At 37.8% G+C, this 15,836-nt stretch carries 13 protein-coding genes; 8 read left to right on the top strand and 5 right to left on the bottom strand.

The features are described from left to right. Positions 1 to 606: 606 nt before the first annotated feature. Together JM64_RS01630 and JM64_RS01625 are read left to right on the top strand one after the other, a co-directional pair. Entirely contained in the window at positions 607 to 1,926 is a 1,320-nt protein-coding gene (locus JM64_RS01630) for a PDDEXK family nuclease (RefSeq protein WP_064011216.1), read from the top strand. A 263-nt stretch (positions 1,927 to 2,189) separates the two neighbouring features. Further along, positions 2,190 to 3,356: a Fic family protein gene (locus JM64_RS01625; protein ID WP_064011215.1), complete on the top strand. Its 1,167-nt coding sequence runs from the start codon at positions 2,190 to 2,192 to the stop codon at positions 3,354 to 3,356. Positions 3,357 to 3,725: 369 nt separating this feature from the next. Here JM64_RS01625 and JM64_RS09840 read toward each other — a convergent pair whose 3' ends face one another. The 3 genes from JM64_RS09840 to JM64_RS01615 all read right to left on the bottom strand — a co-directional run bounded on the left by JM64_RS09840 (position 3,726) and on the right by JM64_RS01615 (position 5,914). Continuing rightward, on the bottom strand, positions 3,726 to 3,890 hold the full coding sequence (locus JM64_RS09840; protein ID WP_156487873.1) for a hypothetical protein: 165 nt from the start codon (positions 3,888 to 3,890) through the stop codon (positions 3,726 to 3,728). A 40-nt stretch (positions 3,891 to 3,930) separates the two neighbouring features. Continuing rightward, on the bottom strand, positions 3,931 to 5,100 hold the full coding sequence (locus tag JM64_RS01620) for an ATP-binding protein (protein WP_064011214.1): 1,170 nt from the start codon (positions 5,098 to 5,100) through the stop codon (positions 3,931 to 3,933). Positions 5,101 to 5,422: 322 nt separating this feature from the next. Continuing rightward, positions 5,423 to 5,914: a hypothetical protein gene (locus JM64_RS01615; protein WP_064011213.1), complete on the bottom strand. Its 492-nt coding sequence runs from the start codon at positions 5,912 to 5,914 to the stop codon at positions 5,423 to 5,425. A 612-nt stretch (positions 5,915 to 6,526) separates the two neighbouring features. On the opposite strand from JM64_RS01615, the gene JM64_RS01610 reads away from it, so the two are divergent. After that, a complete protein-coding gene (locus JM64_RS01610; RefSeq protein WP_064011212.1) occupies positions 6,527 to 7,492 on the top strand; it encodes a Fic family protein in 966 nt (321 codons plus the stop codon). Between the two features lie 222 nt (positions 7,493 to 7,714). On the opposite strand, the gene JM64_RS01605 is transcribed toward JM64_RS01610, so the two are convergent. Beyond that, positions 7,715 to 8,014 carry a hypothetical protein gene (locus JM64_RS01605; RefSeq protein ID WP_231882420.1) on the bottom strand — a complete coding sequence of 100 codons (300 nt, stop codon included), beginning with the start codon at positions 8,012 to 8,014 and terminating at the stop codon, positions 7,715 to 7,717. Between the two features lie 221 nt (positions 8,015 to 8,235). Between JM64_RS01605 and JM64_RS01600 the strand changes: the two genes are divergently transcribed. The 5 genes from JM64_RS01600 (at position 8,236) to JM64_RS01580 (ending at position 14,633) form a co-directional block, all read left to right on the top strand. Then, positions 8,236 to 9,354: an AAA family ATPase gene (locus tag JM64_RS01600; RefSeq protein WP_064011211.1), complete on the top strand. Its 1,119-nt coding sequence runs from the start codon at positions 8,236 to 8,238 to the stop codon at positions 9,352 to 9,354. A gap of 98 nt (positions 9,355 to 9,452) precedes the next feature. Then, complete coding sequence (locus tag JM64_RS01595) at positions 9,453 to 10,652, top strand: glycosyltransferase family 4 protein (RefSeq protein ID WP_064011210.1); 1,200 nt, start codon at positions 9,453 to 9,455, stop codon at positions 10,650 to 10,652. A gap of 5 nt (positions 10,653 to 10,657) precedes the next feature. Beyond that, the gene (locus JM64_RS01590; RefSeq protein ID WP_064011209.1) at positions 10,658 to 11,719 is read left to right on the top strand and encodes a glycosyltransferase family 2 protein; all 1,062 of its coding nucleotides are present in this window, start codon (positions 10,658 to 10,660) and stop codon (positions 11,717 to 11,719) included. 179 nt (positions 11,720 to 11,898) lie between these two features. After that, positions 11,899 to 13,338, top strand: coding sequence for an oligosaccharide flippase family protein (locus JM64_RS01585; RefSeq protein ID WP_064011208.1), 1,440 nt, complete (start codon positions 11,899 to 11,901; stop codon positions 13,336 to 13,338). A 245-nt stretch (positions 13,339 to 13,583) separates the two neighbouring features. Beyond that, the gene (locus JM64_RS01580; protein ID WP_331710072.1) at positions 13,584 to 14,633 is read left to right on the top strand and encodes a glycosyltransferase; all 1,050 of its coding nucleotides are present in this window, start codon (positions 13,584 to 13,586) and stop codon (positions 14,631 to 14,633) included. Positions 14,634 to 14,783: 150 nt separating this feature from the next. On the opposite strand, the gene JM64_RS09915 is transcribed toward JM64_RS01580, so the two are convergent. Beyond that, positions 14,784 to 15,734, bottom strand: coding sequence for a DDE-type integrase/transposase/recombinase (locus tag JM64_RS09915; RefSeq protein ID WP_064011207.1), 951 nt, complete (start codon positions 15,732 to 15,734; stop codon positions 14,784 to 14,786). Between the last annotated feature and the right edge of the window lie 102 nt (positions 15,735 to 15,836).

The following is a 15,836-nucleotide window of genomic DNA, read 5'->3' as shown; positions in this document are numbered from 1 at the left end:
AAAAATGTAAAAGTAATTCTGCTGTGAAGGAACGGAAAAGATCTTAACAGGACTCGTGAAATGGCTATGAACTCCTGAACAAAGATAACGCACCTAATCTTATTGACGTTTTGTTACAAACTCTCCATAGTACTCAAAAGCTACATGCGTGAATTAGCAGGTTCTTGATCATCTTCGGCGCTTATTTGAGTTTCTGTAATTCTCTGAGTAATAAAGAGTTTTAGCGATTATTTGAAAACCAAGCATTCGTAATGGGAAGAAAAAATCCTAAGACTTTTGGAATGGAGAATCGAAGGAATGTGCTTATAGGCTTGGAGGAGCTACCGGTGATTACTTAAGCCCCGTTAACCACCTTCACAAACTTCTAATAAAGTTATATTCAGTGGATGGCTTTTTCTCTTGCAAATCCTAGAACTTATTCACGGTTGCGTTGCGTTATAATTGGCCTCTCCTAGGGAATAGCACCTTTAAAGATTTTGCAATGGTTTTAATTAACGGAAACAAAAGTTTGATGGAGAGGTGCACGCTTCTTAGAGGATAATGCGGATTTTGGAAATTTTCAATACTCTCAGTTAACAACATCTTTCTGAGAAACGGGGTGAGAAAATGTTAGAGAAAAAACGTGAGGTTCCGGTATTAAGCGGAAAGGATTTCGAAGATTATGTTGCTGCCTTATTACAAGTTTCAGGTGCTTTTGTAGAACGCAACATAAGTGGGGGAGATATTCTTGAGTTGGACATTGTAGCAACTAATTTTTTAAATGAAGAAAGCAGTGAGACAACAATCGTTGAGGTTAAATCTGGGGATTGGGGTTTAACAGATGCTTTCAAGCTGAAGGGCTGGATGGAGTTTTTAGGCAAAGAAAAAGGGCTTATGGTCTACAGTAGGCATTTTGGAAAGACAATGGGAATTGAGAAAGTAAGATCAAGACTTGCTAAGATTGGGGTAGAGCTAAGGAATGTATCAAATGATTTGGATGATTGGGAAAGGGCGATGAGTTCTTTGAAGCTACAGAGAAACGACAAAATTTGTAAGTATGACATCGAAATTTGGACAAAATCATACAAGCTGGAGCGTAAAGTAATAGAGTGTTTAAATTCCTTGAAGAAGGGAACAAGCAACTGTAAATTTACCAATCAAGATAGTTCTCCCAACTGCGCAAAGGATATACATGATTACTATAATACAGTGAACAACAAGGTATTTTTTTTAGAAGATAATGTGGAAAAACTTAACGAATTGTACAAGGATCATTCCTCAAAAGGCTACAGACTTTCTGAGAGGTGTATGGCGGGACTGCAACGTGATACCTCTGAAAAAAGGAGCATTCCGCACGAATTGTTTGATCAAACCTTTTACAACTGCGAGTTTAACATTCTGCAGATTTCCACTTACGTTGAACACAAAGCAAGGCTGTCGATATTGAGGACAGCTACGGAACTTTTAATAAATAGCAGTCTGAAAGATTTCGCCAAACTTCCTGGTTCTCTCTCAAAAGGTATGTCTCGAATTAGGAGCGAGAAATATTTCTACCTTTATCCAACATTTTGGCAGTGGTTTTTATGGGCATTTGGGGGATTCATTTTAAAAGAGCGTGAGAATGACGAATACAAGATATTATCGGATAAAACAGGATTACCTGTAGAAGAGGTGAAAAATGCCATGGAAGTCTATAATAAGCTATTTCCAATACGAGGAGGTAAAAAGTGGTTAGTAGATTTGTCTGACAGGGATGGTTACGAACAAAAGATAGAGTTGAAACAAGTTATTCTCTTTCCATGTGTACTACGAGGGCTCGGGGTCCTTTATAGAACCTATTTGTACGGTGAACCAGGAAATGTTGAAAGTATTGCAATCTCTGATCCGCATACGTTAGACTACTTGAGAAAAAGTTATAGGTTAGCTGAGACAATTCTCGCCAGCTAATGTGAGGATAAGTTTCTTGAGATTTCACTGGTGATCGATCAACATATAGAACAATAGCCCATAAGAAATTTTTTGCATTTTCTTATGAGCAGAGGCAATTTTTTAATTCTCCCACGACCTCTTCCTCGTTTATGTTGTTTCAAAATCCTTCTAAAATTCGGAGCGTGGGTAATTTTTGTTTTGACTGAATGCAGCTTTGCGGTAGAATTGGAATGGGAGTGTGTGTTGGAATAGAAAACACCGATTCGATGAGGTGAAGAGGTATGGCGCAAGATTTTTCCAAATTGTATTTGATTGTTGACTGGCGTGATGACGTTTTGATGGATTTTGTTGATGATTTAACCTTAGAGCATATCGAAGGTCAATTGCTTTGGGAAGAGGCTTGGCATTCGTGTGCGCTTGATGGTGTTGTAGTGCCATTTGAAGAAATGGATGCAGTTAAAGAAATCGCTGCTAAGAGGTTAGAGTATTCAGAAGAGATAATTGAGAAAGTGTTGAAAGGCAAGATTAGTGAGAAGAAGTTGTCGGATGTTTTGAGTTATTCGTTGGATAAGGTAAAACCAAGCTGGGCGGAAGTGATAAGGTACTACGAAGTTGCTCTGGCAATGTATGGTATGGCACTGGAGATGCGCGAAAATGTGTTGTTTTTACTTCCAAAACTGCCAAGGTTGATTCACAGAAGTCTGTTCTATGGTATCCCTGGGAAGGAGAAGAGCGGAGAGTATAGAAAGACATCAAGTATCGAAGATGCCGGTGTGCCATCTTTGCTGAAAGAACTCACCCCAAAGGATAATATCGAAGAGTTTATGAAAATTTGGTCTGAATTTACGAGGCTTTTGTTTACGCAAAGATGGAATTATACATTGGACAACGTAGAGTTTTCCCATTCGCTGTTCATGAGCATCCTACCTTTCGAGTACGGAAATGGTCGAGTTGGTCGGATTATCGTGAACATGCTTCTTTTGATGGCTAAGTACGGGAATGCAATTATTTCATCAGAAGAAGAGGAAAAGAAGATGTACTTCAGAGGACTTGAGAGAGGGGCAAGGGTATTCCACGAACAGTTTGTATCAGACCAAACACTTCCAATGCAGTTGGCAATTCTATACCAAATGCGAAGAAGTAGCGACTTAATAAAAAGCATTATGTACGGTTTGGCTGATTCGTATGATATTTTGTTAAATAACTATCTGAAGGACAAGCTTGTTCCATTGAGCGAGTTTGTTAAGCAGAGTGGGAAGAAGCTTTCTGAAGTTCAGCGGTTGGTGCGAAGTAGAAAGCTGATTCGCAAAAAGGTAGACGGAGAATGGTATGTGTATCCTGAAATTGCACCAAAATCACTCGAGGAATTTCTTGGCTATGGTAGGATGAAAACCGTTGAGAAAGAATCCAAGCAAAATGATGGGGCAAAAAAGAAGAACAAGAAATAGTTTTTAATTCATTTGCAGGTTCAGGATTATACCATTCAAAGCTGTACGAAAGAAGAAGTGATTAAAAGTGGGCCGGCAAGAATACTTTGATGCAAAATATGACCTATCGAAAGGTCAATTTTTAATTTTTTTGACCTATAGGTAGGTCAAGATTTGGCTGTTGCATCAGCTTACCAAAATGATGCGTCACGATGCGTTGCTGATGCGTCAATATACCTTTGTGATGCATCACTATTATACCATGATGCGTCAATCTCAAAACAAGTTGAAGGTTTTGAGTACGTGGGATCAGTAGATTTTAAAAGCACTGGAAATTGGGGAAAGTGAAAAACGAAAAAAGACAAGCTCCTACCTGGCATTTTCAATCGTTCAATCATCCTCGCCATCGGAGTAGAATAGTTCATTTGGTTCTGCAAGCTCGTCTGGAGAAACGTAGTCGAAGCGAATGAATATGAACGGCAGGTGTGTGCATTTTGGAGGCTTTTTGCCGTACATCATTATAGATACAGCTTTGTTTCTGATGTACCAATTCAAAAACTGTTCTTTTCCTCTTCTTACGTTAAATTATACATTTTCACCACCCCATTCCGAGAGTCCACATGGGAATGGCGTTCCTCACTGGGAGGTCTATATCGTCTCTAATTACGTATTGTGCTTGTTTTCTTTTCTTGTTAGCCCCTCCTATTTCTAAGGTTATGTTGTTGAAGATGTAATCACCTTTTGTTTCGTCTTTTTGGGCCAACAGAGTTCCTCTGTCTTTCAGTGCAAAGACGACAAATGCTTCACGGAAGTTGCCGATTTCTCCATCCAATGCGCTGTAGATAACTGGGTCTGAGAAGAATATTTTCGCACCTTTTGAGTATGGGCTTTCGATGAGAGATTTTTGAACGATGGTTACGAGCCCGACTTGGCCCATGGCATTTAGAAGTTGATAGAGCTTTTCTTTGCTCAGTCTCCATTCTTTGCACATGCTTTCTACGTTTATTGTCGGTATTTTCGAGTATGCCAAATAGCTAACGATGGCGTTCATGACTCCGAAATGGTTCTCACTTAGTGTACCAACGATGTGAGGGATATCGTAGTAGATGGATTTTTGGATGATGTTCATGATGCGGTCTTTGAAGTTTGGTTCAGTGTAGAATGGTCTTGTGCCGTGGTCTTTGTAGAATTTGAAGTATTTCATCACATCGACCTCTCGGAGTATTTTCATCGATATATCCGATAGCTCGCTACTAAACGGGTCGGTAATAACAGGCAGTATTTTTCCTGTCTCAAAGTGTATGAACTCTCGTAAAGACATGAGGGGAAGTGAGATGATAACGAATCTTCGCGAGAGTTCCGCGATGCTTTTGTGCAGCATTATCGAACTACTATCACTAATCCATATTTTTTTGTTCGGAAATGAATCGTAAAGACTTTTGAGTTGGATTCCCCAATCTTTTAGAAAATGTATTTCATCGATGATTATTCCGTCATAGGATGAAAGGATATGTTGGCTCAGCTCGTAGAACGGGACAACACCAACAAGCGGGTCGTCTGCGGATATGTAGAACATGTTTTCTTCCTGCGCGATTGAGAGCAGGAATGTCGTTTTTCCACTACCACGAGGTCCACATAATAATATTCCTCTGCTTACGAAGCGCTTTTTCAATTCCTCAAAGTACAATCTTCGCTTTGCTGGAAGAAAAGATATAGACCTTTTCATTCTCAATTCAAGTAGTTCCAGCACATTCTCGATGTTCATGACCTACACCTCCAAGTGTTGTGCAAGTTTCAGAACTATTATACATCATTTTCGTTCTTTTTCAAAACGAAAAATGCAAAAAATTTAAAAACCGTTCTCTAACAGAACGATTTTGTTTGAAATTCGTTCTCTATGGAAACGAATCGGTAGAACGATTTGGAGCTTATGCTTACAAGATTAAGGATAGATAGTGTTTGAGCGTGCTCACTCTTCAGGTTCTTCTTCCAGCTCTTCTTCGTAATCAGGATACTGCTTTGGTGGCTCCCAAAGCTTTCAAGGATTGAAGGGGATTTCTTGTTCGGTTCTGGTTCGGTGATTTTCTTTAGTTCGGCAATGAACTGCCACTCATCGCCGTAGTCAAATAGGAATAGCATTTTTTGGCGGGGTTTGTGAAAACTTGGCAGACTTTGACTTTTTTACACCTTTCTTTGTCGGTAGGTTCTTGATTATACGCTCCACTAATTTGTACTTCTCGGGGGGCAGGTCTGAGAATAATTTTTTTAAGGTCCACTATGCCTTCATCACCTTCCAAGTCTATTTTGAGTTCGTATCGTACTTTTGAGTTGATCCAGTTTTTTGTGTTGTCAAAAAAGTCGAAGAGATGGTCGAAATCAAATTCGAAAGCGTCGATGATCGTTAATCCCAGTCGATAGGGTGTGGTTTTGCCCAGAGCTGCGATGACTGGGTACGATGGCTCATCAACTTTTTCCAAAAATGGCGCACGTATCCAAGATTTTGCGAGGGTGACTCTGAAGATGTAGAACTTGTTGTTTAATTGAGAGCTGCTGAGAGTTTTTTCGTTTTTGCCTTTCAAGCGTCCAAACCTTCTTTTTTCTTGCTCGTACACTCATTATTTTAACAAATTTTGGCTTTAGAATTTTTGAATCAAAGCTGTTGAAAGCGGAAGTTTTGTGGTATAAAATTTTTGGGACCACCCTTGACCTCTCGTTTGTTTGGATTATTTGAAAATCCTTTTGAATTGGGGCGTGGGTGGTCCCTTTGTTTTATACTTAAAAACAGTCTTGAGACATCACTAAGTTAGATGTGAACTGGAAAAGTGAGAAGAAATAGTCAAAGCAGTAGTTGTGTGTGGTGAGATTAAAGCGACAGATGAGGCCAAGAACTTTGCAAAAAAACACATAAATTGTAAGCGACAGAAAATAAAGTACATTTTCAAAGGCTCTTGCTAATCGTGAGTACGACTTTGTGATAAAATAAAGATAGCTGTGATTGAACAATGTTCTGTCTTTTCGTATTACACTAAAGTTATTAACAAATTTCACAGGTGTAACTACTTGTCCAGATATCGCTTTTTAACTTCAAACAGGACAAAGGGATGCTGTTCGAAAATTATTTAGATAAAGAAACTTTGGTTCAGATGTATACAGCCTCTCGAAAAAAGTGGACAAAATACGGAGGTTACAATATGAATAACATGTTAACAAGGCTAGTAGAGTGCAGAAGAAGAGTTTTTAAACCTATCTTTGTTGAAATAACAAATAAAGAATGGTTATATATGCTTAAGGAAGAAACAAGGAATTCCCTGATGATTGAGGGCATTTTTGTGGATGAGGATGAATTAGACAGAGCTTTGAATACAAACTACAAGTCGGCAAGTGAAGTGGTGAATTATTTTAAAACGGCAAGATTTTTCTACAATCTAGCTTTTGAGTATTCCAAGACGCAGGAAAAGTTGTTGACTGTTGCTTTAGTGAGAACATGCCACAGAATGTTGTTTGATGGTTTAATCCAGAATGAAAGCCGACTTGGGAATTTTAGATATGGACCAATAAAGATAACCGGTGCGAAAATTAAACCACCAGAATACGATATTGCAGACTGGGTTAAGTTGTGGATCAGATATGTAGAATATGCCTATCAAAAACACCCGGTTCACGAAGCTACCGCAAGAACTCATGTGTTGTTTGAAAGCATCCATCCTTTCGAGGATGGTAACGGCAGGATAGGGAGAATTTTGACGAATACTATTTTGATCTACTATGGATATTTGAATATAGTAGTTAAAGGTATGGATGACAGTGAGCGTATGGAATATATTAAGGCGTTGGAAAGTGCGGAAAAAGGGATTAGAAAGTTGTTCCGAGAGTCAGTAAACGATCAAACGCCAGAGAAGATAGATGCAATGTTCTCAACGGAGGATACAAAACCACTTGCAAGAATGATAGCGTACAGTTTAATCGAGGCTTTTGATAGGGAAATTTGTTCTGCTAATAGGGATAAATTGGTTAAAGTCGACGAATTTGCAAATCAGATTGGAAAGAGTACGGATGCAGTGAGAAAGATGATAGAACGTAAGCAACTAATTGCGATAAAGCCAGAGGGTAGGTGGTTGGTGTATCCACAACTTTTGAGTGATTGTACAATAGAATGATAAGTATTTAACCTTGTGGATTTTAAAAACACCGAAGATTGGAAAAACGAAAAACGCCAGGCGCCTGCCTGGCTTTTTCAGTCGTTCAATCATCCTCACCATCTGAATAGAATAGTTCATTAACTTCAGCCATTTCATCCGGTGAAACATAGTCGAAGCGAATGGGTGTAAACGGTAAGTGCGTACATTTGGGTGGCTTTTTGCCGTACATCATTATAGATACTATTTGTTTCTTATGTACCAATTCAAAAACTGCTCTTCATCTCCCCTTCCGTCGAATTCTTTGAGGCCTACCATTAGAATATACCAAATAGTCTGTTCGAGGTCTTCGTACGAATAGAGGAATGCTTTGTTGATACCCCAAAAGTAAGCAGTCCATCTACGCACAAGATGTTTGTAGCTAAGAACTTTATTGTGCCATTGGTTGATGTCTTCCGAGCATTTTTCTGCCGGGAGTTTTTCTTCTGCTGCCCCATCCGCAAATTGTTTTTGAACGTGCTTTTGTTCGTTTTGTTGTTCCATTGGAAAAACCTCCTTGCAGAGAGTTTTTTTGAGGATGGTTACCAGTGGGGGATATGTATACTAATGTATACATATAATACCAAAATTTAAGCCCCTGTGTCAAGGGGGATATGTTGCAAAATTATAAAACCACCCGTCAATTAGATGTATCTACCAATTTTGCACTATTTTTGGAAAATTTTTTGTCACAAGGATGGATACAACTAATTGGAGGTGGTTGTATGGGGAGTTTTGTTAATCCGTTTAAGATTGGCAAGACGTACACTCCAGAGAATTTTATTGATAGAAAGGAAGAATATAGTTATTTGTGCAATGCAGTTGAGAGTGGGAACAATGTTGTGGTTGTTGGTCCACGAAGGTTTGGTAAGACATGGCTTTTGCAAAAGTTCATAGCTGAAGGTGGGTATCCGGTAATCTATCTTGATTTGTTTGGTTGTTTTTCGTTGAAAGGTTTTGTGCAAAAGATGATGAAGCAGGCATACGAGTTGCTGAAAGGTAAAAACCCTATGAGCTTTGTGGGTAGGTATCTTAAGCATATTGCAAAGCATGTGAGTTTTTCTTTTGATGTTGGTGGGATTTCGTTTTCGATAGATAACGATTTAAGCGATGAGTTACTCATTGAGCAGATGTATGAACTATTGGAAGGTGTGCAAAAAGATTTAAAGAAGAAGTTAGTTGTTGTGCTCGATGAGTTTCAGGCTTATAAATCTATTAGTGAGAAGCTACCGGAGAGTTTGAGAAGTTTCTACCAGACGCAAAAAGATGTAGTGTTTGTTTTCTCAGGTTCGATGAGGCACATGATTGAAGAGTTATTCTTTGAAGAGTCAGGGGTTTTGTATCATTCGTGTTTGCGAGTAGATATTGGAAAGACGCTTCCTGAAGATGAAAGTATTGAGTATATCGTTGAAAACTTTAATAGCACTGGAAAAAAGATAATATTGGAGGATGCAAAGAGGATATATAGGCTTACGAAAGGACACCCATATTTTCTCCAACTTCTGTGCTATGAGCTGTGGGATAAGGCAGGGGAGCTGATAAGCGAGGAAGAAATAGATGTTATTTTTGATAGCCTTTGTGAAAGGGAATCGTATGGGTATGAGTTAATAATTGAAACTCTTGAGTACAAATATTTAAAAAATGTGCTAAAATTAATTAGTGAGCAAACAGATGGTTATTTTAGTATTGCTAACCTTCAGAAATATAAAATCCCGAATGCTACTACGTTAAATAACTTGCTTAAGAAGCTTACCGAGCGTGGAATAATCGAAAAGTTCGGTAGGGGAAAATACCAAATAATTGATCCGTTGTTTGAAAGGTATGTAGGAAAAAAGCTTTGGTAATTTTGGACAAATGGGAAAGAAAGCAAGGCTGTAAACAAACTGTGGAGCATTGTAACACACTTCCCGGAGAATATCAAAGTTTATTGGAGGTGCCAACTTTGAAAATTGCAATAGTATCCACGGACAATCCTAAGTTGGAAGGAATCGGAGGGAAACATGTGCATCAGAACCTGCTTGAAAAGGCACTTTTAAAATTAGGACATGAAGTTGGAGTTTTTTATCCTGTGCCAATATGGAGATTGAATGTGGCGGGCAAGTTAAAAGTAGCTTTGTGGTCTATATCATCAGCGCCATTTGAATTCATAGGGTCAGATCCTATTTTCCTTGCATTCAAGTCACTTATTCGATATTACGAGCGATTCTTCCGGAAAATGGATTTTTCTGAATATGATTTAGTTCATGCTCATGATGTTGTTTCAGCGACAGGTGTGAATTTTGGTAAGATAGTGCTAACGCTTCATGGTTACTTCGCAAAAGAAGTGTTAAATTATAGTTCTAGGTTCAAGAAAGAAAAGTTAAGAGAGAAAATCTATAGTTACTGTTATGAAACTGAGAAAGCTGCGATAGAAAAAGCAGATTTTATAATAGCAGTAGACTCCAGGATAAAAGACTACATTGTTAGTGAATTCAGCTATCCTTCTGAAAAGATAGCGGTAATTTACAATGCAGTTGATACGGAAAGGTTTTCTCCAGTAAGTGAGAAAGAAAAGGCTCTAATCCGCAAAGAGTTGGGATTGCCGTTAGAAAAGTTAATAGTTCTGGTACCCCGCAGGTATGTGGATAAAAATGGGGTTCAATACGCAGCGAGAGCTTTTGCAAGGATGGAAGACAGTGATTTTTATTTCATTTTCGCTGGTGAAGGTCCTTTGAAAGGTCTTATTGAGGAAACTCTAAAAGGGAAGCAGAATGTAAAAGTTATGGGCGGAATTCCAAACACAGAAGTTCATAGATATTATCAAGCCAGTGACGTAATACTTGTGCCAAGTATAACTTCAAAGGAAGGGGTTGAAGAAGCCACGTCTTTGACTATGCTGGAGGGAATGGCGTGTGGGAAGATAGTCATATGTTCTAATGTCGGAGGGATGAAAGAGGTTATAAAAGATGGAAAGAACGGTTTTTTGATTGAGCAAAAGAGTGAGGAAGCAATAATTGAAAAGTTGGTTTACGTAAAAGATAACTATGACAAGTTAGAAGAAATTCGTAAGATGGCAAGAGAATACGTAATTCAAAATCACGGATATATTGAGCATGCGAAAAAAGTTCTCGAGGTATACGAAAAGGTGTTGAACATGGGGTGAAAATAATGGCTAAAGTAGATATTCTTATGCCGGTATACAATGACCAAACCTACCTGAAAGAAGCAATCGAAAGTGTTCTTTCTCAGAAGGGTGTTAATTTAAGGTTGGTTATTGTAGACGATGGTTCTACTGATTCAACTCCGGATATAGTTAGGCAGTTTCATAGTGAAAAAATACTTTATATTCGGCATTCGGCCAATAAGGGGCAGTTGGAAGCGTTACTAACAGCTGCAAGTTATGTTGAAGCTGACTATGTTGCGCTTTTCCATGGTGATGACAGACTATTAGATGACCGATGTATTCATGAATATGTTGATATTTGTGAAAGAGAGAATGTTGATGGTATCTATTCAGATTTAATAACAATAAATTCAAAAGGGGAGATAATTGGTAGAATTAAGGCAAGAAGGGATGTTTCAAATAAAACGTTAATACACCTTTTGGCAAATGCCGGGGGGAACCCTATACCCGATCCTTTCTTTGTGACTAGAAAATTCTTTTTCAATTATGTTGTTGAAAACTACATAAAATGGAATATGCCATACTGGTTCTGTGTAAATGAAGAAAGTTTCAGAGTAGGGAATATAAAGTATGTTAAACGTCCTTGGTATGCCTATAGATTGAGCGAAGAGAATTACGTAAGGTCGGAAATTGGAAGATTCGTTGCAGCAAACGGCGTTTTTAGAACGATTGTGACACTGTCTAAATTCGTACACCTGCCGAATTTCTATTTTCTTGATCCACGTTTGAAAAGGAAGTTGTGGAGGGTTACAGGAAGGTTTAGGGAAATTAGTGTAAGTTCAGAAAAATACCGTCGACAAGTTTGGGAATTGCTGAGGATTGTTAGCAAAGAATATGGTTTTGAGAGAGACGAAAATGAATACTACAGGGCAATTTTTTCATTTTATGAAAGTAAGAGAACGGATAATCCAAGAGTACTTTACATCAAGAATATTTCGGATACTCACGTGTATCTAGGTAAGGATGTGAACTTATTTTACAAGGATTTGCGGGACAAGAAACTGCCTGATATATTTAAATACCGAAGCCTTAGCAGTCATATCTAACGCATTAACCATGACAAGAAACTGCCTGATATATTTAAATACCTTCTTGATGAAGCTCAAAAAGGTTATTTTGAGGTGGTGACAAGTGTAGAGAAGTTAGAAGTCTTGAATACTATTTTGAGGTTTTTGAACATTGCAACAAAGGTAAGAATTGAAGGGTAAATGGAGAGTGTGGCACGATGGATGTCAGTTTGAAAAATAGATTTCTAAAAAGCTACTTTTCTTTCTCTGTTGGAATTTGGTTTTCAGCTATTATCTCATTTTTGTCCGTACCCATTACATCATGGTTGATTGAACCAGCTGAATATGGTAAGGCAACCATGTTTTCAACAATTTACTCTATGATTTTGCTAATTGTATTAATAGGTACACCAAACGGTTTTATGAGGCTCTATCATAGTGTTGAAGAGAAAAGAAAACTTCTTTGGAGTAGTTTGGTGGTGCCTGTCTTCCTTAGTGTGATTTTCTTCGGATTTGTACTTTTGTTCAAAGATACAGTTAACATTTTTTTGGCGGGTCAGAAAAATTCGAAAGCTCACCTAATACTGGTTTTTGCTGTATTTTTCGGTGTGTTGCAGACTTTTAGCCAAACAGTGCTGAGAATGCAAGAAAAAGGTTTTTCCTACTCTGCATTGCAAATAGTGAGTGCTGCGAGTAACGTGCTGTTTGTTATACTGTACGCTTTATTAATTAGCAGAAATTTCTACGCTGTTCTCTACGCTCAATTATTTTCAAATATTCTTGCTTTAAGCTTAGGAATTTACCTACATCGTGAAAGCTGGTTTCCGATAAAGATTGACAAAAGCTTGGTTAAAGAAATATTAGCCTATTCTTACCCATTTCTTTTATCTGGTGTGGTCTGGTGGTTGTTTGGATGGACAGATAGGATAGTTTTGCGAATGTACTCAACGTTTGAAGAAATTGGCTTATACTCAGCGGCTTTTAAATTAGTTTCAGTGATGAGCTTGTTCACAAGTGGTTTTTCGACATTTTGGTATCCTTTTGCCTACGAGCAATATGAGAAAAATCCTAATAACAAAGAGCTATTCTCAAAGACATTTGATTATATTTCGTTTTTAATATTAATTTTAGCGCTTTTGATCATGAGTGCAAAGAATGTAATATTTTTGCTTTTTGCAAAAAGTTATCGAAGTTCAGCATACATTGCTCCATTTTTACTTTTACAACCAGTGGCTATAACTATGGCGATTGTGGTTGCAAGGGGAATAGATTTTGCGAAGAAAACCTATTGGTACATTATTAGCGACGGAGTTGCAGCAGCTTTTAACATAATCGGTAATCTTTTATTAATTCCCCTACTTGGAGCGAAAGGTGCAGCAGTCACTACTGGCTTGTCTTCTATTATTGTTTTTGCTATAGAAAAAGCAGCTTCTGAGAAGCTGTATCCTGTGAAATATAATTCGAAGCGAGCGTACGTTTCGATGCTAATACTTATTATCATTGCATCGATAAACACATTTTTTGAAAGATTTTATGTTGGGATTCTGAGCAGTTTAACAGGTATAGTTGTTGTGACTCTGCTTTACAATGATGTTTTCAGAAAGTTAATGAAAAGCTTTTTCGAATTCTTGAACCGATTGAAAAGTATGAATAAGTAGTATTGACATTCGCTAACGTTCAACATGCTAAAACGATTTGATAATTAGCAACTTGTATACATTTTGAGGAGGAATTATTCAGTGAAAGTACTTATTCTAACTAACCTTTTTCCTTACATTGAGAACAAATCGAGTGGGATTTTATAACAAATAGACTCAAACGTTATGAAGTTAATGGAATATCATACAAGGCGATAGCTATTGTCAAAAAGGATTCAAAGCTAATTGAGTACATTAAAGGCAAAATGCTTGGGAAATATTCTGCTGTTCTTAAAGAAATTGATGGTGTTCGATACGAACCTGTAATTGTCAAGAGAAGTCTTCCGTCGTTTATTGCATCTGAACTCTCTTTCAAGTATGTGTTGAAAAATGCACTTCGGGCTGTTAGTGAAATCGAGAAGAACGCAGATGTTTCAAGTTACGATATCATACACGCTCATGGTATGTTTAGGGTGCCAGCTGGAATAGTGGCCTTTTTTATTGCGGAGAAGTATCGCAAACCTTATATATTGACGTTGCATGGTAGTGATGTTAACTATATGATGAAGAAATGGAGAAAAAAATACATTCCTTTTTTGGAAAGGGCGGCGAGAACTATTTTTGTCAGTAATGCACTTTTAGAAAGGGCTAAACAATTTGGGTATTCTGGAAAGAACGCCATGGTTGTGCCAAATGGGTTTGACCCTGATATATTTAAACCTCTTGAAAAGGAATTAATTAGAAAAGAGTTGGGGATTTATAGTCCCGGTTATAAATACGTCGGGTTCGTTGGGAATTTAAATTATGTAAAGCGAGCTGATAAATTGACCGAAATCTTTCTGAAAATCGCAAAAAGCATCGGTCATGTGAAGTTTATAGTTGTAGGCGATGGACAACTTAGGAGAAAGCTTGAAAAATCTTTACGTGATGAAAATCTCGAAGCCGTTTTGATTGGTCGCGTCAGTCAAGTAGATGTGGCAAAGTATATGAACGCAATGGATGTTATGATACTCCCAAGCAGAAATGAAGGTTTTGGAGCGGTTGTCATTGAAGCTCAGGCATGCGGAACATGTGTTGTGGGAAGTAACAATGGAGGAATTCCAGAAGCAATTGGATTTGAAGAACACGTGGTTGAAGAAGGACCAGATTTTGAGGAAAGGTTCACAAAGAAAGTCGTTGAAGTACTACGAAGTGGGTATGATAGGCAGAAGATTGTTCAAAGAGCCCAGAAATACACCTGGGAGTACATTGTGAAGATGGAGAAACAGGTCTATGAAGCTGTACTGCAAGAAAAGAAAAAGGAGTTTAATGTATGAACACAAGGAAATACCTAAAATATCAAATTGGATTAATAAGCCTAAGGTCAATTTTATTCACAAATCAGGTAGTTTCGGAAAACGTGTGTGGGGATGAATTAAAAAGTGACCACAACCTCTGAGTAAACCTTCGAAAATCACAAGATAGTGTTAACTTGTAGTGATGAAAGAGTGTAAGTGTGAAAGAATGTGATTGATATTACCATTGTGCGTTTTCCAAAGATTCTTCACTACACAAAAGCCTTGAATATATTTCGCTAAATTCTTCGTATTCTTCAGCCCTCGCTTGAGTCGGAAAAAGTCTTTCAACAATGAAAACTTAGATTCACATTGATTGTTTTTACCGAGCGGTACCACTACGTGATTGATATTTCTGAACAACAGCTTTACTGCACTTTCATATGCACCAAGTCCATCAGTAATAAGTTCAATGTTTCTAGGTTTTGAATTACCAAAGAACTTCTCGAGCAATACTTTGACTTGTCCCATATCACGATACTTTGAGACATGCCAACAAAGAATTAAGTTAGTTTCGTGATCAACTAATAGCCAAACATAGTACTTTTGTTCTTTGAACACAAGAACAGTTTCATCAGCATGAACTGAGAAAACATTTTCGATGGTAAATGTTGGAAAAAGTACAGAGAATAAAGTACACAATTTAATAACCCATTTGTATATGGTGACATGAGATACTTTGATATTAAGAGAATGAGCAAGAGAGCGATAAGACATATTGTGTTTCATATACAAAACAAAAGCCTTTAAGACGAAAAAGATAGGGAAGCGGAAATATTTAAATTTCTCAGGAATAAGGGTGACTGGTTCGGGGAGGTTAAAAGGTACTCTATCTTTGGTACGACAAGTTCTACAACGGAAGACAACGAAAGAGCGACGGACTTTGTAAATTTCCATAGCTTTACCACAAGAAGTGCATTTGGGATAAAGGAAAGAGAAGTTTTTGCGTTTGTGAGAATGGGAAAGTTTGAAAGAATGATTGCAGACTTTGCAAAGGAATTGTTGGTTACCGTATTTGTCATGACCGTTTTTGTATAAGTTGGTGGAACCGCATTTTGGACAAGAGAGTGTTGAGTTGTTCATATCGGGGAACCTGCTTTGTCAAGAGATGGTTGGGGGGTGTCCCCTATTTATAAGGATAATACGGTTTTTGGAAAGTTTCAATACTTTTAGTTAACATTATCA

The organism is Fervidobacterium pennivorans, from assembly GCF_001644665.1.
Lineage (GTDB): Bacteria > Thermotogota > Thermotogae > Thermotogales > Fervidobacteriaceae > Fervidobacterium > Fervidobacterium ngatamarikiense.
This window is presented reverse-complemented; position numbering and strand designations above follow the sequence as displayed.

Coding starts and splice junctions, on each gene's coding strand:
- JM64_RS01585 (WP_064011208.1), top strand. CDS start 11,899: ATGGATGTCAGTTTGAAAAATAGATTTCTAAAAAGCTACTTTTCTTTC.
- JM64_RS01620 (WP_064011214.1), bottom strand. CDS start 5,100: ATGAACATCGAGAATGTGCTGGAACTACTTGAATTGAGAATGAAAAGG.
- JM64_RS01590 (WP_064011209.1), top strand. CDS start 10,658: ATGGCTAAAGTAGATATTCTTATGCCGGTATACAATGACCAAACCTAC.
- JM64_RS09915 (WP_064011207.1), bottom strand. CDS start 15,734: ATGAACAACTCAACACTCTCTTGTCCAAAATGCGGTTCCACCAACTTA.
- JM64_RS01600 (WP_064011211.1), top strand. CDS start 8,236: ATGGGGAGTTTTGTTAATCCGTTTAAGATTGGCAAGACGTACACTCCA.
- JM64_RS01580 (WP_331710072.1), top strand. CDS start 13,584: ATGCTTGGGAAATATTCTGCTGTTCTTAAAGAAATTGATGGTGTTCGA.
- JM64_RS01630 (WP_064011216.1), top strand. CDS start 607: ATGTTAGAGAAAAAACGTGAGGTTCCGGTATTAAGCGGAAAGGATTTC.
- JM64_RS01625 (WP_064011215.1), top strand. CDS start 2,190: ATGGCGCAAGATTTTTCCAAATTGTATTTGATTGTTGACTGGCGTGAT.
- JM64_RS01610 (WP_064011212.1), top strand. CDS start 6,527: ATGAATAACATGTTAACAAGGCTAGTAGAGTGCAGAAGAAGAGTTTTT.
- JM64_RS01605 (WP_231882420.1), bottom strand. CDS start 8,014: ATGGAACAACAAAACGAACAAAAGCACGTTCAAAAACAATTTGCGGAT.